The sequence below is a fragment of the Azotobacter tropicalis genome, from assembly GCF_059739045.1.
Genome location: NZ_AP046059.1, coordinates 715,877 through 728,834 on the forward strand (window position 1 = coordinate 715,877; position 12,958 = coordinate 728,834).

Annotated in this window: 8 protein-coding genes and 1 pseudogene; 3 read left to right on the forward strand and 6 right to left on the reverse strand. The window is 68.0% G+C overall.

What is annotated here, in order from left to right; translation table 11 throughout:
- Positions 1-2: 2 nt before the first annotated feature.
- Positions 3-1,580, forward strand: coding sequence for a GMC family oxidoreductase (locus Atro_RS03190; protein WP_497926410.1), 1,578 nt, complete (start codon positions 3-5; stop codon positions 1,578-1,580).
- A 417-nt stretch (positions 1,581-1,997) separates the two neighbouring features.
- Positions 1,998-4,589, forward strand: coding sequence for a M10 family metallopeptidase C-terminal domain-containing protein (locus Atro_RS03195; RefSeq protein ID WP_497926411.1), 2,592 nt, complete (start codon positions 1,998-2,000; stop codon positions 4,587-4,589).
- Positions 4,590-4,785: 196 nt separating this feature from the next.
- Here Atro_RS03195 and Atro_RS03200 read toward each other — a convergent pair whose 3' ends face one another.
- Both Atro_RS03200 and Atro_RS03205 read right to left on the reverse strand, forming a co-directional pair.
- Positions 4,786-5,688 carry a DUF2950 domain-containing protein gene (locus tag Atro_RS03200; protein ID WP_497926412.1) on the reverse strand — a complete coding sequence of 301 codons (903 nt, stop codon included), beginning with the start codon at positions 5,686-5,688 and terminating at the stop codon, positions 4,786-4,788.
- A gap of 14 nt (positions 5,689-5,702) precedes the next feature.
- Complete coding sequence (locus Atro_RS03205) at positions 5,703-7,070, reverse strand: DUF3300 domain-containing protein (RefSeq protein WP_497926413.1); 1,368 nt, start codon at positions 7,068-7,070, stop codon at positions 5,703-5,705.
- 233 nt (positions 7,071-7,303) lie between these two features.
- Between Atro_RS03205 and Atro_RS03210 the strand changes: the two genes are divergently transcribed.
- The gene (locus tag Atro_RS03210) at positions 7,304-7,705 is read left to right on the forward strand and encodes a hypothetical protein (protein WP_497926414.1); all 402 of its coding nucleotides are present in this window, start codon (positions 7,304-7,306) and stop codon (positions 7,703-7,705) included.
- Positions 7,706-7,759: 54 nt separating this feature from the next.
- On the opposite strand, the gene Atro_RS03215 is transcribed toward Atro_RS03210, so the two are convergent.
- From Atro_RS03215 to Atro_RS03230, 4 genes and pseudogenes are all read right to left on the reverse strand, one after another.
- Positions 7,760-8,374 carry a cell wall hydrolase gene (locus Atro_RS03215; protein ID WP_497926415.1) on the reverse strand — a complete coding sequence of 205 codons (615 nt, stop codon included), beginning with the start codon at positions 8,372-8,374 and terminating at the stop codon, positions 7,760-7,762.
- A gap of 85 nt (positions 8,375-8,459) precedes the next feature.
- On the reverse strand, positions 8,460-9,527 hold the full coding sequence (locus Atro_RS03220) for a hypothetical protein (RefSeq protein ID WP_497926416.1): 1,068 nt from the start codon (positions 9,525-9,527) through the stop codon (positions 8,460-8,462).
- A 134-nt stretch (positions 9,528-9,661) separates the two neighbouring features.
- Positions 9,662-10,558, reverse strand: coding sequence for a hypothetical protein (locus tag Atro_RS03225; RefSeq protein ID WP_497926417.1), 897 nt, complete (start codon positions 10,556-10,558; stop codon positions 9,662-9,664).
- Positions 10,559-10,725: 167 nt separating this feature from the next.
- A pseudogene (locus tag Atro_RS03230) lies at positions 10,726-12,698 on the reverse strand (DNA topoisomerase III).
- Positions 12,699-12,958: the final 260 nt, after the last annotated feature.

Consider the following 12,958-nt stretch of genomic DNA (forward strand, 5'->3'; position numbering starts at 1 on the left):
GCATGGCCACAGCACAAAAGGCCGATTTCGTCATCGTCGGCTCCGGCGTGGCCGGCGCCCTGGTCGCCCACCAGATGGCCCTGGCCGGTAAGGATGTACTGATCCTCGAGGCCGGTCCGCGCATGGCGCGCCACGAGATCGCCGAACGCTTCCGCAAACAGGCGGACAAGTACGACAACCAGGCGCCCTACCCGTCGCCCGCCCATGCCCCGCACCCGGAGTTCAATCCGAACAACCACTACCTGATCCAGAAGGGCGAACATCCCTACGACGTGCAGTACATCCGCGCTGTCGGCGGCACCACCTGGCACTGGGCGGCCTCGACCTGGCGCTTCCTGCCCAACGATTTCAAGCTCAAGACCCTCTACGGCATCGGCCTCGACTGGCCGATCGAATACGCCGACCTGGAGCCCTGGTACGGCCGCGCCGAGGTCGAACTGGGCGTCTGGGGCCCCGGCGACGAGGACCTCGGCTCGCCGCGCTCGACGCCCTATCCGATGGCGCCGCTGCCGCTGTCGTGGAACGAGGAGCGGGTCAAGAGCGTGCTCAACGCCAACGGCTATCGCGTGGTCACCGAGCCGGTGGCACGCAACAGCACGGTCTACGACCAGCGTCCGTCCTGCTGCGGCAACAACAACTGCATGCCGATCTGCCCGATCGGCGCCATGTACAACGGTATCGTCCACGTCGACAAGGCCGAGAAGGCCGGCGCCCGGCTGATCGAAAACGCCGTGGTGTTCAAGCTCGAGAAGGGCAAGGACGGGCGCATCGTCGCCGCCCACTACAAGGACCCGCAGGGCAACGACCACCGCGTCGAGGGCAGAACCTTCGTGCTCGCCGCCAACGGCGTCGAGACGCCCAAGCTGATGCTGATGTCCGACGTCGGCAACCGCTCGGACCTGGTCGGCCGCAACCTCATGGACCATCCCGGCACCGGCGTGACCTTCCTCGCCAACGAGGAGCTCTGGCCCGGCCGCGGGCCGCAGGAAATGACCTCGCTGATCGACTTCCGCGACGGCCCCTTCCGCCGCGACTACGCCTCGAAGAAGATCCACCTGTCGAACATGTCGCCGCTCGACCGGATCGCCGGCACGCTGATCCACAAGGGTCCGCTGCTCTTCGGTGCCGAGCTGGAGGCGAAGATCCGCGACCAGGCCGCCCGTTCGGTGCGCTTCGACAGCTTCCACGAGATCCTGCCCAACCCGAGGAACCGCATCGTGCCCAGCGCCAGCGAGCGCGTGGCCGGCATTCCCAAGCCGGAGTTCACCTATGCGCTGGACGACTACGTGCGCAAGAGCGCCGTGCACACCCGCGAGGTCTACGCCCACGCGGCGAAGCTGCTGGGCGGAACCGAGGTGGTCTTCGAGGATCACTTCGCCAACAACAACCACATCGCCGGCACCGCCCTGATGGGCAACGACCCGAAGACCTCGGTGGTGGACAGGGACTGCCGCAGCCACGACCACGCCAACCTCTACCTCGCCGGCGGCGCGGTGATGCCCAGCGTGGGCTCGGTCAACACCACCCTGACCATCGCCGCCCTCGCCCTGCGCCTGGCCGAACGCCTGAAACAGGCCTGATCTCCCGCACGCAGGGATGCGTGCTTTCCTCCCATCCGCAGCTCAAACCCTACCCGCAATCGCCGGGGTTCGGCCTGGCCGGCTCCGGGGCGGGCGGCCCGACTTGCCCGCCGGCTCGATCAGCCTGCTCCTCCCGGCTTGGCCGGACGCATCCTGGCAGTGGATGCCAGCGCTCTCCGCTAGGCGAAGCGACAGTGCCATCGACGCGGGAAGAAAAAGCATCCGACAAAACCTCGTCATGGCGAAACCAATGCCGTTCAGCGGTGCCTGAGTTCGGCAAAGCCATCCGGAGGAGCGCTCGGCCTGCTCTCCTCGACCGGGCCTGTGCACTCATCGCCCGGCGCCCGATCGAAGGCTTCGCTGACGCTCTCAACCACTCGCCAAGAACAATAACTCCAGACCCAAAAGGATCGTTGAATGACAAGCACAGGTAAGCTGCTCATCGATGTAGTCGGAGGGCACGACTACGGCTATGGCCTGGCCCTGCAATCCGATGGCCGGATTCTGATCGCCGGCCAAGGCTCGTCGAACTTCGGCGTGGTCCGACTGAACGCCGACGGCAGCCTCGACACCGGCTTCAGCGGCGATGGCAAGGCCACCTTCGATATCGCCGGCGACTACGATTACGGCCGCAGCCTGGTCCTGCAGCCCGACGGCAAGATCCTGCTGGCGGGATACAGCTTCAACCCTGCCAATGGTAATCACGATTCCAGCATGATCCGGCTGAACGCCAACGGCTCCCTCGATACCGGCTTCAGCGGCGACGGCAAGTTCTCCTTCGACGGCGGCGACGATTACGGTTACGACCTGACTGTGCAGTCCGATGGCAAGATCCTGCTGAGCGGCCGTACCAATAACGACTTCAGCCTGATCCGGCTGAACGCCGACGGCAGCCTCGATACCGGCTTCGGCAGCGACGGCAAGGCCGTCTTCGATCTCGCGGGAGACTACGACTCCGGCCAAAGCCTGGCCCTGCAGCCCGACGGCAAGATGCTGCTGGCGGGATTCAGCTTCAACTCCGCCAACGGCAATTACGATTTCAGCGTGATCCGCCTGAATGCCGACGGAACCCTCGATACCGGCTTCGGTGGCGATGGCAAGCTGACGTTTGATGGTGGGCACGACAGCGACGATTTTGGTTATGACCTGATCGTGCAGACCGATGGCAAGATCCTGCTGGGCGGCAGCACCAACGACGACTTCAGCGTGATCCGAATGAATGCCGACGGCACCTTCGATACCGGCTTCGGCAGCGGCGGCAAAGCCGCCCTCGATCTCACCGGCGACTCCGACGACGGCCGAAGCCTGGCCCTGCAGCCCGACGGCAAGATCCTGCTGGCGGGATTCAGCTTCAGCTCCGACAGCGGCAGTTATGATTTCAGCGTGATCCGGCTGAATGCCGACGGCAGCCTCGATCCCGGTTTCGGCAGCGGCGGCAAGGCCGTCTTCGATCTCGCGGGTAGCTACGACGAAGGCCAAAGCCTGGTTGTGCAACCCGACGGCAAGATCCTGATCTCGGGCTCCAGCTACAACCCCGACAGCCGCAAGTACGACATCAGTGCAATCCGGCTGAACGCGGACGGCTCGCTCGACAGGACCTTCGGAGCGCCTGACGAACAGGCCCCCAGCCTCGAAGGCACCGACGGCGACGACGTTCTGATCGGCAGCGACGGGCGCGACTCGATCCTCGGCAAGGGCGGCGACGACCTCCTCGACGGCGGCGCCGGACGCGACAGCCTGAGCGGCGGCACGGGTGCCGACCTGTTCCGCGTTTCGAGCCGCACGGACAGCTACCGCACCGCCAGCGAGAACTTCGCTGACCGGATCCGCGACTTCGATCCCGGCGAGGACCGCCTCGACCTCTCGACGCTCGGCTTCATCGGTCTGGGCGACGGCCACGATGGCACCCTGGCCGTGCAGACGAACGACGCCGGCACCCTCACCTACCTCAAGAGCTTCGAAGCGGATGCCGAAGGACAGCGCTTCGAACTCGTCCTGCAGGGTAACCTCGCCGGTCTGCTCGGCAGCGGCAGCCTGCTATTCGCGCCAGTCTCAGTTGAAGGCAGCGGGGACAGCGACAACCTGCAGGGCAGTCCGGTAGCCGAGATCCTCGCCGGCAAGGACGGCGACGACCGCCTGCATGGCGCCGGCGGCGACGACCTGCTCGACGGCGGCGCCGGGCGCGACCGGCTGATCGGCGGCAGCGGCGCCGACGTATTCCGCATCTCGGCCCGCGAGGACAGCTACCGCACCGCCAGCGGGAACTTCGCCGACCGGATCCGCGACTTCGATCCGGGCGAGGACCGCCTCGACCTTTCGGCGCTGGGCTTCAGCGGCCTGGGCGACGGCCACGACGGCACCCTGGCGGTGCGGGTGAACGAGGCCGGCACCCTGACCTATCTGAAAAGCTTCGAGGCGGATGCCGAAGGACGGCGCTTCGAGATCGCCCTGGAGGGCAACCTCGCCGACCGGCTCGACAGCAGCAATGTGCTTTTCGCTCCTGCGGCCGTCGAGGGAACCGAGGCGAGCGACACCCTGCTCGGCAGCGCGGCGGCGGAAAGCCTCGCCGGCGGGGCCGGCGACGACGACCTGCATGGCGGCGCCGGCGACGACCGCCTCGACGGCGGCCTCGGCCGCGACACCCTGATCGGCGGCGCAGGGACCGACACCTTCGTCTTTTCCGCCCGCGAGGCCAGCTACCGCACCGACGGCGAGGGCTTCGCCGACCGGATCCTCGACTTCGCGGCCGGCGAGGACCTGATCGACCTCTCGGCGCTCGGCTTCTCCGGCCTGGGCGACGGCCACGGCGGCACCCTGGCCGTGCAGCTGAACGACGCCGGCACCCTCACCTACCTCAAGAGCTTCGAGGCGGACGCCAAGGGGCGGCGTTTCGAGGTCGTTCTGGAGGGCAATCACGTCGATCAACTTTCCGCCGATGCGTTGGTCTTCGCCGCAGCGGTCGACCCGCTCCAGATCATAGGCTCCACGCAGATCGAGCAGGCCGGTTGAAAAGCGCGGGCCGCTGCCCGGCGGAGGCGGAAGCCCCCATGCGCCGCTGGACGGGGTATTGCCTTGAAGCGGTCCGCGCCTGTCGCTCGCAGGAAGTCCGGCAGTCGGGGCGAGGCAATCTTGTGGATCACCACAAAGTGCAGCCGGCCCGTCACAGGCAATCCATGCACTCTACCGGGACAGCCGGCGGCCCCCGTCACTCCTGCCGGGCCATGCCGGCCGACTCCTCGACCTCGTGCCAGCTGCTGTCCGGATCGAAGCGGGTCATCGCCAGGGCGATCTGCGTGCCGTCAGGTCCCATGTCCTTCTCGAACACCTGGCCGTCGTGGCTGATCATGAAGCTCATCACCCCGCTGTCGGCGTACTCGGCCGGCCAGGCGATCAGTGCGAAGCCACGGGTCATGTTGTCGCCGAGCTTGTAGCCGTAGGCGCCGCCCGGCGCGGAAGGGCCCTGGGCATCGAGGATGCGGTAGCGGTAGCCATGCCACTCGCCGTCCGGCAGCTCGTCGCCGAACAGCGGGCCGAGCGGGCTTTCCTCGACGCCCGGCTCCTCGGGCCAGTACAGGCCGTCGTACTGGCCGTCGCTGCTCAGGAACTTCTGCGCGTACTCGAGCACGCCGTCGCCGTCGCGGTCGACCTCGGCGTAGTCCATCTGCGCGTCGTGGTAGGCGCGCACCGCCTGGATGGCGTCCAGTTCGTTGCGGCCGATGCGCCGCGCGCGGATCTCCTCGCCGCCGGCCTTGGGATCGAAGCGCCAGCCGTCCTGACCGCGGACCAGCGGCAGCGGGAAGGTCCAGGGCGTGTTACCGACCACCAGGTGCGCCCGCTCCGGCCCTGCGGGCTGGATCGCGTGCTTCTCGCGGTAAAGGGCGAGAAAGGCATCGACGTCCTGGCGCTCGATACGGTCGGTGGGGATCCAGGTCTGCCAGTCGGCGCCGAGCAGCGCGGCCATGCGCCCGGGATCGGCGTGCTCGGTGCCCAGCGCGACGACCAGCGTCTCGACGGCGGCATCCGGCGTGGAAAAGGCCTGCTGGGCGCGCACCGCCGAAATCGGCAGGGCCAACAGTGCGGCAAGGAAGATACGGGATGCGGTGTTCATGGCGACTCTCCCTGTCAACGGCGACGGCCGCCGCCCCGTGGCAGCGAAGCCCGCTGCACCGGCCGGCTGCTGCGCTCCGCCTTGGGCCGGCTGGCGGAGGCGCGACTGGCTTCGCCACGGCTGGCGACAGCCCGCGACCGCGAGGGATCGCGCGCCCCGGCAAAGGCATTGTTGCTGCGCGTGTTCTGGCTGCCGGTGAACTTTTGCCGCGCCTGCTGGCGGGCCTGCACGCTGCTTTGCGTGCGCTGGCGCGGCTGGGCGCTGGCCTGTGCGCGCTGGCGTGCCTGCGGCTGGTCGCGCATCTCGCGGCCGGCGACCTGGGCCCGCTCGCGCGCCTCGCGGTTGCTGGTGGCCGGCGCCTCGATGCCGCGCTGGCTCAGGGTCTGGCGAGCGCGGGCGCGGTCGGCGGCACGCGTCGGCTCGCGGCCACGCAGGGCGGCGCGCTGCTCGCTGCCGGGCAGGCGCTGGCTATAGCGCTCGCGGCTGGCGCGGTCGCGATAGGGCACGCCGTCGCGATTGATCGCATTGTGCTGCCACTTGGTCTGGCTGGCGTCGAGCTGCCGGGTGCGGTTGAGGTTGTTGTAGCGGTCGACGTCGATGTCGATGTCGTCGTGGTCCCAGTCGCAGTCGCCCCAGATCGAGTCGATGACCGCCACGCCCGCGGCGAAGCCCAGGCCGGTGACCAGTGCGGAACCGAAGTAGTAGCCCGGCGGCGGCGGATAGTACGCCGGCGGGTAGGACGGATTGGGCCAGGTGCCGTAGACCACGCTGGGGTTGTAGCTGGGCACGTAGACGACCTGCGGGTCAGCCGGCTCGATGACGATGGTCTGCGTGGGGGCCGGCGCCTGCACCACGGTGGTGGTGCTGGCCGGCGGTGCCGGCTGCACGATGACCCGCTGCTGCTCGGTGGACTGGAGGTTGCCGGCGGCATGCGCCTGGCGGCGCAGGCGCTGCACCGAATCCATCACGTCGCCGGGCTGGGCGAGGAAGGCATCGCCGACGCGCTGCACCCAGGCCGGATCCTGGCCGAGGGTGGCCAGCACCGCCGGAAAGGCGACCAGCGACTGCACGCTCGGGTCCCAAGGCTCGTTGGCCACCTGGCCCACGGCGTCGTCGCCGCTGGCATCCGGATGCGCCCTGGACCAGGCCACGGCGTCGGCAACATCGCCCGGGTAGGTGCTCGCCATCAGCACCTGGGCCAACAGGGGGTCGGGATACAGGGCCAGCGGCGCCAACATCTGGTCGAGTTCCTCCTGGCGGAAGACGGCTGCGCCCTGGGCCGCCGCGGCGGGAGGATCGGCAGCCCGGGCGGCCTGCTCCGGCCAGCCTGCCAGGGCCAGCCAGGCAAGCAGAACTGCGCTGAAACGACGATCGATACGCATGGCGCTTCTCCTTGGACAGGCAAGCTGGCATAAGCCACGGGATGACGACGGCCATCGGCGACGGGCTGCGTCCCACGAAGCATAGGCGGCGTTTCCGGGGTCGCCCACGCACGCCTGTATTGCTCCGGTTTCGCGGACGCATCCGAGCCGTTCAGTAGGGTCGATGGGGGTCGGCTATCGTCGTGCACACCGTCCATGGGCAGCGCTGATCGCGGACCGCTATGATCGGTGCCATGACGTCCTCATTGCCGATCCGCCAGCCCTGCCCGCCCGGTGCCTGCACCTGCGGACACGAGCGCCTGCTGGAGACGCCCGGCGCCGACCTGCGCATCCTGCGCCTGACCCGCCAGGAGGAAAAACGCCTGCTCGAGCGCCTGGAAAATCTCGAAAGCCTGGCCGACCTCGAGCGCATGCAGCGGCGGATGTACGAGCAGTTGGGCATCCGCCTGGAAATCGCCCCCGGCTTCAACGAAGTACGCAGCATGCGCGGCATCGCCATTCACATCGACGAACTGCCCGGCCTGTGCCGCAAGACCCGCCAGTCGATTCCGGCAGCGATCCGTCGCGGCCTGGAGAAACGCCCGGAGATCGCCTACCGGCTGCTCGATGCCCACGACCTCCTGCGCGATGCCTGAGGGGCCTCTCGAAAAGCCGGCAACGGACGGCCGGGAGCGCGCAAACTCGAAACGCTACTGTGCCGCATCGCCGCGAGGCTTGTAGAAGAGAAACTTGCCGGTCTGGGCGGTCCTGCGGTACTTCTTGGCCCAGTCGGGGGACACGGTCCTGTCGTGGAAATACAGGGCGCCACCGGTGCGGTCCCGCAGTTGCTGGTTGAGCGCTTTTCGCGCCACTTCCTTGGCTATGTCGTAGCGCTCGTCCTCCTTGACCTGATCCGCGCGACCGTCGCACCACCAGGAGAACTGACAGGAGCCCTGTTCGGAGCCTTGCTTGACGACCGCGCAAAGGGTGTCGGGAAAGCCTTCGTGGCCCAGCCGGTTCATGGCGACGTTGGCGACGGCCTCCATATCCGCCGACTTCCCGCCCTTGGCCTCCCAGTAGATGCTGCGTGCAAGGCAGGTGATCGCATCGTCGAGGGGCGCCTTGCCTGCCGGATCGACCGCCTGCGCTTCGGGCTTGGTGATGGCCTTGACCCGCGGCAGGTTTTTCGCGCCCTCCTCGGCCGCCGCCTTCTGCTCCAGCACCTCCGCCTTTTCCACTGCCGCTTCCGCGAGTTGCTGCCGTTCTGTCGCGATCGCCTGTGTCCCCATAAGGGTGGTCGCGAAACATATCCATACAAGACGCATGATCGATCCTTCCGAATGAACCCCAATTGGCCCCCGCCCACGCTCTGTCCGACCAGCCATTCCAAGACTCGCCAGGGGTGTCGACTTATTCACTTGCCCTCTTACTCAGCTGAAGGGGTTGCTCACCCGGCCGGGGCATCTCGCCCGACAGCCGTTCGGAGCGGCCCGACCGCGTAACGCCATTGGCCAGACTTCCCTCGACTTGTGCGGATATGTAATAGACCCCGGCCAGCACTCCCGTGTCGGAGTTGCGCATCAGATCGCGCCACTCCGCATCGAAGGTGGCTTTCAGGTTTTTCCGCAACTGTGCCTCCATCGCCGGCCGTTCGCTCTCGCGCAGCATGGCGCTGACCCCCATCGCCCCCAGGGAAATCACCATGCCTGCCGCCCGGCCGACCGCCGTCGAAACCGCGCTGGCGACGCTGCTGGTGGCGAGCTCTTTGGTCAGGCTTTCGCTGGTCCGTTTCACCACCAGCGAGATGCCCTCGTTCGACGACCAGTTCACCGGGCTGCCGGGGATATTGCGGATGCGCGAAACCAAGGCCACATAGGCCGGCAGCCTGCTGACCGGCTCGGCGTGAATGATCTGGTGGAGCGACGCGCTGTGGGTGGCCGGGGGAGCCAGCGCGATCGCCGGAATCCCCTTGAGCCGGCGATTGAACTGATCCGCGGGCACACCGTAGCGCTGCGGGATTCTCCCCAGCAGTTCGCCGAGGAGCCAGATGTAGAGTTTCGTCGCCTGCTCCATGACCCGGCTGGGATCGACCTCCCTGGCGACAGGCTTCAGCACGCGATAGCGGTATTGCTCCTGCAGATAGATGGCCAGGCGCTCCACGGTCTGCTCCTTATCCCCTCCTGCGTCCATCTTGTACCAGGTCACCTTCATGCTCAGCCATTTCCGGGTCCAGTAGCTGGAAAACCACGGAATGAACACCGCATCGGTGCGCTTGTAGACGAGGTTCATCCAGTCCCTCATGGAATCTTGTGCGAAATGCGTGGCCTGCGCCTTCGCATCCAGCGACACGGCGACGATCTCCCTGTCGATCTGCCGCCAGGTACTTTCCGGAACCACAACCGGCCGCGCCACGGGGGGACGCTGTGGCGTGGCGCAGCCCGCCAGCAGCACCAGCAAGACCACGATCAGGGAGCGCATGCTCGACATCACCGGCTCCTAAAACAGACTCAACCGCAGTAACTCCCTGCCATCGGATATGGCAGGGATTGCCGCCGCCACGCCCCCCATGCGTCGCCGACAGCCGGCGCAGGCTTCTCAGCCCGGCGCGCGCCTCAGGTCCACTCCCGTTCCGCGCGCGTGCCCTGTTCGCCCCAGAGCAGCCGGGCGGGAAGATCGTCCAGCGAATAGGCGCCGGCCTGCAGCTGCGGCAGCGCCCGCACGGCGGCCAGCATCATGCGCGCCGCCAGCTCCGTCTCGTTGAAGCGCGCCTCCAGCAGCAGGGCGGCATGGCCGGTGGCGCTCGCCGCCGCATGGCGCTCCAGCACCAGGCCCCGGTTGGCTTCCTCCAGCGTGGCGATGCTGTCGACCGGGAACACCAGGGTTTCCTCGTCCAGGTAGAGCGGGTCCTGGCGAATCGTCTGCTCCACGGCGGCGGCATCGGCGCCGGGTTCCAGTTCGACGTACACATAGCGCTGGAGCCTGCCGCCCTGGGCCTTCAGCTCGGTCGCCAGCGCCTTGCCGACACCCGCGATCCCCTCCGCGGCCAGCGTGTGGTGCAGGCTGGCGCCGACATGCAGGGTGCTATGGGTATGCCCGTGGGGGATCAGCAGCGCGAACTGGTTGCGAAACAGCGAGAGGATGCCCGGATCGCAGCCCGCGCCCACCACCGCGGGCGTCTTGCGCAGGCGCGCCAGCCGCTGCATTTCCGCCTTGTGGGCGAGGAAGGCGTCGCCGTGCAGCCGTGCGCACTCCACGAGCGGAAGTCCCCTTTGCAGCAGCTCGTTGGCCATGCCGAGAATCCTGTCCGGGGGGACGCAGAGCAGCGCGGCATCGACCTCGTTCAGCTCGGCGACATGGCCGACGACCGGGATGCCGCCCAGCCAGTCGAGCGGCGCCGGACTGCGCCGCACCACCCCGGCCAGCGCCAGGGCCGGATCGGCCAGCAGCGCCTCGGCACAGCTGCGCCCCAGCTTGCCCAGGCCGATGACTGCAATCCGTGGTTTTTTCATAGGGTTTCTCGCCTGTCTGGCCGGATCTCGCCGTGAAATCCTGCAAGCGAAACGGTTTGGAGAAGGACGCCGGCCCTGGGCACACTATAGACAAGCAGAGAGTCCGGGGCGGCGGAAGCGGACAAACGCGAGCCGCAAGGCGTGGCTCGCGCCGGGACCGTTACCGGTCAGTCCGCGACGACCGGCTTTCCGCTGCGCCGGCCGGTCGCCTTGCCGGAGGCGCTCTTGCGTGGGGCGGCCTTGCGCGAGGTGGCCGTCCGCTTCTTCTTCCAGGGCGCGGCGCCGCCCCGGCCGGGACCGGCGGGCCGCTGATGGTCAGACGCAGGCCGGCGCAGCGCTCCACCAGCTTGCTCATCCAGGCCGACTGCTTGGCGACGAACTCCTCCAGCGGCATCTCGCCGCTCTGCACCATGTCCAGCGCCTGCTCCCAGATCGCCGTGGTGCCGGGGTCGGCGATCGGCCGCGGCACCGCGTCGATCAGGCTGAAGGCGGCCGGCGTGGCGGCCAGCGCCTTGCCCTGCTTGAGCAGATAGCCGCGATCCAGCAGGCCCTGGATGATCCCGGCGCGGGTCGCCTCGGTGCCGATGCCGGTGGTGTCCTTGAGCTTCTGCTTGAGGCGCGGATCGTCGACCAGCTTGGCGACGTTCTTCATCGCCTTGATCAGGTCGCCCTCGGTGAACGGCTTGGGCGGCTGGGTCCAGAGGTCCTTGAGCGTCACCTCGCCCACCGCGCAGTCCTGCCCTTCGCGAAGCGCCGGCAGGGCCTGCGGTTCGGGCGCCTCGCGCCCTTTCGCCGCAGTCAGCGCCTCGGGCAACGCGCGCCGCCAGCCGGGCTCGACGATGCGTTTGCCCACCGCGCGCAGGGCGTGGCCGGCGCAGTCGAAGTCGGCCTGGGTGCGGTCGTACTCGTGGTTGGGCAGGAACTGCGCCAGGTAGCGGGCACGGATCAGGGTGAACACCGCACGCTGCTTGCCGACCAGACGGTCGAGGCTCTGCGCGGCGGCGGTGGGGATGATGCCGTGGTGGGCGCCGACCTTGGCGTCGTTCCAGGCCCGCGAGCGGCGCTGCGGATCGAGGTGCGGCATCAGCGCGGCCAGCGCCGGATCGGCACGGCCCAGCGCGGCGAGGATCGCCGCTGCCTCGCCGTGCTGGCTCAGCGGCAGGTAGCCGCAATCGCTGCGCGGATAGGTGATGACCTTGTGCGTCTCGTAGAGCGCCTGGGCGATGTCCAGGGTTTCTTGGGCGCCGAGGCCGAGCTTCTTCGAGCAGACCTCCTGCAAGGTGCCGAGGTCGAACGGCAGCGGCGGCGCCTCGCGCATCCGCTCGATCTTGAGCTCCACCAGCCGTGCGCTGCCGGCGCGGCGCATGGCCTCGGCTGCCTGCTGCGCCAGCTCCTGCTTGAGGCAGCGGCCCTGCTCGTCGCAGGCGTCTTCCGGCGCGCGCCACTGGGCGACGAAGGGCGTGCCCTCGGCGAGCAGCTGCACCTCGATGGCCCAGTAGGGCACCGGCACGAAGTCGGCGATGCTGCGGTCGCGGTCCACCACCAGGCGTAGGGTCGGCGTCTGCACGCGGCCGACCGAGAGCACGCCCTGGTAGCCGGACTGGCGCCCCAGCAGGGTGAACAGCCGGCTCATGTTCATGCCGATCAGCCAGTCGGCGCGCGAGCGGCCCAGCGCCGCATGGTAGAGATTGAAGGTCTCGGCACCGGGCTTGAGCGCCTTGAGCGCCTTGCGGATCGAGGCATCGTCCAGCGCCGACAGCCACAGCCGCTGGATCGGCCCGCGATAGCGGCAATGCTCCACCAGTTCGCGGGCGATCATCTCGCCCTCGCGGTCGGCGTCGGTGGCGATCACCAGCTCGCGGCATTCGCCGAGCAGGCGCTTGACCGCCTTGAACTGGCTGGCGGTCTTGGGCTTGACCAGCATCTTCCACTTGTCGGGAACGATGGGCAGGTCGGCCAGACTCCAGCGCTTGTAGCGTTCGTCGTAGGCATCCGGCGGCGCGGTTTCCAGCAGGTGGCCGATGCACCAGGTCACGGTCACGTCCGTGCCCAGCCAGCAGCCGTCGCCGCGCCGGGTGGCCTGGAGCACCTTGGCGATGTCCTTGGCCTGGGAAGGTTTTTCGCAGAGGAAGAGCCGCATGGTCGCCATCGTAGGTTGTCGCGATGGCGCAAGCATGTGCAGTAACGGGCGTTCAGGCAACCATTATCTGTATACCCATACAGATAACGGAGCCCGTGTTACCAAGAGCCATTAGGAGGCACGTTCGAGGCAACATTGTCGGCGCGGTGCCTCTCCCCGACAGGATTCAGGTTCTGCTTCTGCAGATCCTATCGAGAAACCAACAACAAAGGACACACCCGTGAAAACGCACGGGCGATGGCCTTGCCAAAAGGCTCTCA